3 protein-coding genes are annotated in these 3,886 nt (G+C 42.5%); 1 reads left to right on the top strand and 2 read right to left on the bottom strand.

The annotated features are described in order from the left end of the window. Window positions 1-119 precede the first annotated feature (119 nt). Window positions 120-1,334 carry an alkane 1-monooxygenase gene (locus B4033_RS02960; protein WP_286831979.1) on the bottom strand — a complete coding sequence of 405 codons (1,215 nt, stop codon included), beginning with the start codon at window positions 1,332-1,334 and terminating at the stop codon, window positions 120-122. Between the two features lie 178 nt (window positions 1,335-1,512). Here B4033_RS02960 and B4033_RS02955 point away from each other — a divergent pair, with 178 nt between their 5' ends. Continuing rightward, entirely contained in the window at window positions 1,513-2,445 is a 933-nt protein-coding gene (locus B4033_RS02955; protein WP_286831977.1) for an AraC family transcriptional regulator, read from the top strand. 12 nt (window positions 2,446-2,457) lie between these two features. On the opposite strand, the gene lpxB is transcribed toward B4033_RS02955, so the two are convergent. Beyond that, complete coding sequence (lpxB, locus tag B4033_RS02950) at window positions 2,458-3,630, bottom strand: lipid-A-disaccharide synthase (RefSeq protein ID WP_286831975.1); 1,173 nt, start codon at window positions 3,628-3,630, stop codon at window positions 2,458-2,460. Between the last annotated feature and the right edge of the window lie 256 nt (window positions 3,631-3,886).

The following is a 3,886-nucleotide window of genomic DNA, read 5'->3' as shown; positions in this document are numbered from 1 at the left end:
GATACCTGCCTGAATATGCAGCCAGAATGGTTTTAAGATTTAACGAAAATGAATAAAAAATGCGCCCTGAAAGGCGCATTTTTTATTCAAAACTGGAAAATATTAGAAACTGAAAATAGTTAAGCTGCATTATCTTTTATGCCAAATTTTCTGAAAATCTGCTTGCGTTTAGCTGGCAAGATATTGGCTTTGTTCAGGTCGCCTTGATAATGTTGATACACACGCTTATCCATCATTTTATACCACAATGGTGGGATCAAAGCTGGAATCAGCATGGTCGCATAACCGCTTGGCAAGACAGGTGCTTCTTCAAAATTTCGCAATGCCTGAAACGGCCGGCTTGGGAACGCATGATGATCAGAATGGCGTTGTAACTGATACAGAAACAGGTTGGTAACAATATTATTATTGTTCCAGCTGTGTTCAGGCAAAGTACGCTCGTATTTACTTTTCTCAGTTTCAGCACGCTTCAAACCATAATGTTCAATATAATTGACAATTTCAAACAGGCTGATGCCATAAAATGCCTGTGTTAACGTATATGGAATAATCTTCTTGCCAAAGGTTTTCAGCATCAAGGCATGATAAGCAGCACTCATCCCCCAGCCATGAAACAATTCATTTTCCTTGCTAAAGAAACTCAAACCTTTACGCTGTAAACGGCGTTTTTCAATTTCAATTGCAGATTTAAGTCCACCAAATACCGTACGTGGCCAGAATTTGTAAAATGACTCCCCCATTTTTGATGAGGCGGGATCTTCAGGCGTCGCGACCCGTTTATGATGTCCATAAGGATGTTCAATCCGGAAATGGTTATAAGCCAATGGCATCAGGCTGGCATGTGACCAGTAGTGATCAGACTTATTCGGGCGGTGACTCAGTTCATGGGCGGTGTTTACACCAACTCCATTAATTGCACCCATCGAAATCCCGAGTAGAACCTGATCGGTCAATGAGACATTAGGGCGTGATACCACATAGCCTGCAAAGGTATTAGCAGCCATTTGCAAAGGAATAAACAATTTTACGATACGGTCATAATAAGGATCTTTGATCAAAGCTTTGATCTGATCATCGCTGGGATTATTTTCATCCTCGCCAATCAGAGCATCTAGTGTCGGAATGATGACATGCAGTAATAATGGACCACCCAAGGCAAAAACTTTCTTGGTGACTTTCGGTCCAAAATGGTAGCCGGCCAAAATACCCATACCGATAACTGGTAGACCCGGACTCAACAGCCATCCGAAACGTTTTTTATCTAGCTGACGGCCCTTCAGCAACTGAGCGTCCTGCTCCAGGTGAATATTTGTGATTTTTGCAGGGGCATTCATTGCGACCCTCCTGTTTTATGTTACCCTGCCCTTATAGTTGAATAATTCAGCGCATGTGCACAGTTGTCAGCGTCCAGAAAAGCTATGTCAGCGTCTTTGTCCTGATCAGCCGATTTCTGACCTCAATTCACATGCAGATTTAAATAAAAATATCTTTTTAATTCAGAATAGAACACGCATGGATGCGCTTAGTAAAATTTTTGATGACATACATTTAGCCAAATCAGAATATATCTATCTGAATGTTCATCATCCTTATCGGCTGTTATACAGACATGAACCGTCCATGCTGGCCTATGTGATTTTGCATGGACAGGCACAGCTCAGCTTTGAAGATTCAGACCATGTCATTGTCTTACAGCAGGGTGATCTGATTCTGCTTCCATCTGCCAAAGCGCACCAGCTGCATTGTCCAAATGATCAAGAACTAACACAAAGTAGTCCCATTAACAGCTTCTTTGCTTCACATTCCCAGCAAAGTATTGATTTCGGTCAGGTCCAGCTACAACGCAACTTTATTCTGGCGATTCGTTCAAAAATGGATATCCAGATGGCGCGACCGCTAATTACCTCTTTGCCGGATTATCTGCATATCCAGCATATTTTGAGTGATTCAGCCCCGGAATGGTTACAGATCGGATTACAGTTCCTAGCTTTAGAAACCCAGAATACACGTCCGGGCCGTGACCGTATTCTCGATCATCTGGTCAGTATTTTACTTATTGAATGTGTGCGGGATTATATTTTGAATGCCCGGCATGCCTCCAGCTGGTTAAATGCCTTAAGCCATCCTGAACTTTCCAGTGCCTTAGCTGCCATTCATGGCCAGCCAGAACAGAGCTGGACCGTTGAAAGTCTGGCCGAACAATGTCATATGTCACGTTCCAAATTTGCACAATTGTTTACGCAAGTGGTCGGTGAACCGCCTTTGGCTTATCTGCAACAGCACAGGATGCGTCTGGCAGCACGTTATTTAAGAGATGGCTTAATGACCGTGCAACAGATTGCGCATCGCGTAGGTTATTCTTCAGAAACTGCATTTAGTCAGAGCTTTAAAAAGCAGTTTGAACTTACTCCTAGCCAGTATCGTCAGCAGCATCAGGGTCAGTAATAGGCGAGAAGATTATTTTACCAGTTCTAAAATGGCACTCACAGGATCTTCACTATTCCCTGAAAGTAGTTGCTTATGCATGGTCAGATGCTGCATCACCTGAATCTGTGCTGCTTCAACATTCATTAACGCTTCAATTTCGGCAGCAAGATTCTCAGGGGTTGCTTCAGATTGAATCAGCTCCTGAATCACTTTCTTGCCCGCAATAATATTTGGCAATGAATAGTACTGAATTTTCACCAGAAGTTTAACAATACGATAAGTCAGCCAATGTAATTTATAGAAAGTCACCATTGGACGATGTAACAACATTGCTTCCAGAGTTGCTGTTCCCGATGCCAAAGCAACAATATCTGCTGCATTCATGACCTGACGACCGATTTTAGAATCGCTACCGGTATTTTCCATCAGACGAATTTGGGCCTGTAAACTTTCCGGATAAGTTTGCAGCAAGGCTTGAATTTGCTGCTTACGTGCATCATTGATGGCAGGAACCAGGAAGATATATTCAGGATGTTTTTGTTGCAAAATTTGTGCAGTATCCAGCACCAATGGCCCAAGACGTTCAATTTCTCCACGCCGGCTGCCTGGCAGCAAGGCAATATATTTCTGAGCAGGATCGAGTCCCAGCTCCTGCTTTGCTTCAGCCAGTGGATTCTGTATCGGCAATTGACTCGCTAATGGATGACCGACAAATGCAGCGGGTACCTGCCATTTTTGATAAAAGACTTTTTCAAATGGAAATAAACACAGTATCAGATCGATACTGGCTTTAATGCCATGTACACGTCCCTGACGCCACGCCCAGACGGATGGGCTGACATATTGAACGGTTTTGATCGGCAACTGTCGTTGCTTGATGCTCTTGGATAAACGCAGGTTAAAATCTGGTGCATCAATGCCGATAAATACATCGACTGGGTCTTTCGTCCAGGTCTCCACCAGTCCATCACGTACAGCAAACAGCTTACGGATATCTTTCAAGACTTCGACAATACCCATCACCGACAGAATATCCATTGGATAATAGCTTTTAAAACCTTCTGCAATCATCTGTGGACCACCTATGCCCTCAAATTCAGCATCAATCCCCTGCTCACGAAAACGACGAATCAGACTGGCACCTAAGGTATCTCCCGATACTTCACCCACGACGATTCCAATTTTAAGCTTCCGTTTTTGCAAGATGTGATCCTCAGAGAATTGCTGTCAGCATATTAGCATAAGACGAAAAATTTAAGGCTGAACTTGATTCTGATCTGCATGAATTGGTTTAAAAATGATGAATCTAAGAATTTAAAGCGCTACATCTACAAATATAATGATGACTACAGGGATTTTCTGAATTCACTTTAGATAAGAATGACCAGGATCACCATGACTACAAATATGCTCAATTGAAAAATGATATAAAGAATGATCTACCAAACTTCTAATTTCC

Source organism: Acinetobacter sp. UBA3132 (assembly GCF_002364825.1).
GTDB classification, from domain to species: domain Bacteria; phylum Pseudomonadota; class Gammaproteobacteria; order Pseudomonadales; family Moraxellaceae; genus Acinetobacter; species Acinetobacter schindleri.
This window is presented reverse-complemented; position numbering and strand designations above follow the sequence as displayed.

Coding starts and splice junctions, on each gene's coding strand:
- B4033_RS02960 (WP_286831979.1), bottom strand. CDS start 1,334: ATGAATGCCCCTGCAAAAATCACAAATATTCACCTGGAGCAGGACGCT.
- B4033_RS02955 (WP_286831977.1), top strand. CDS start 1,513: ATGGATGCGCTTAGTAAAATTTTTGATGACATACATTTAGCCAAATCA.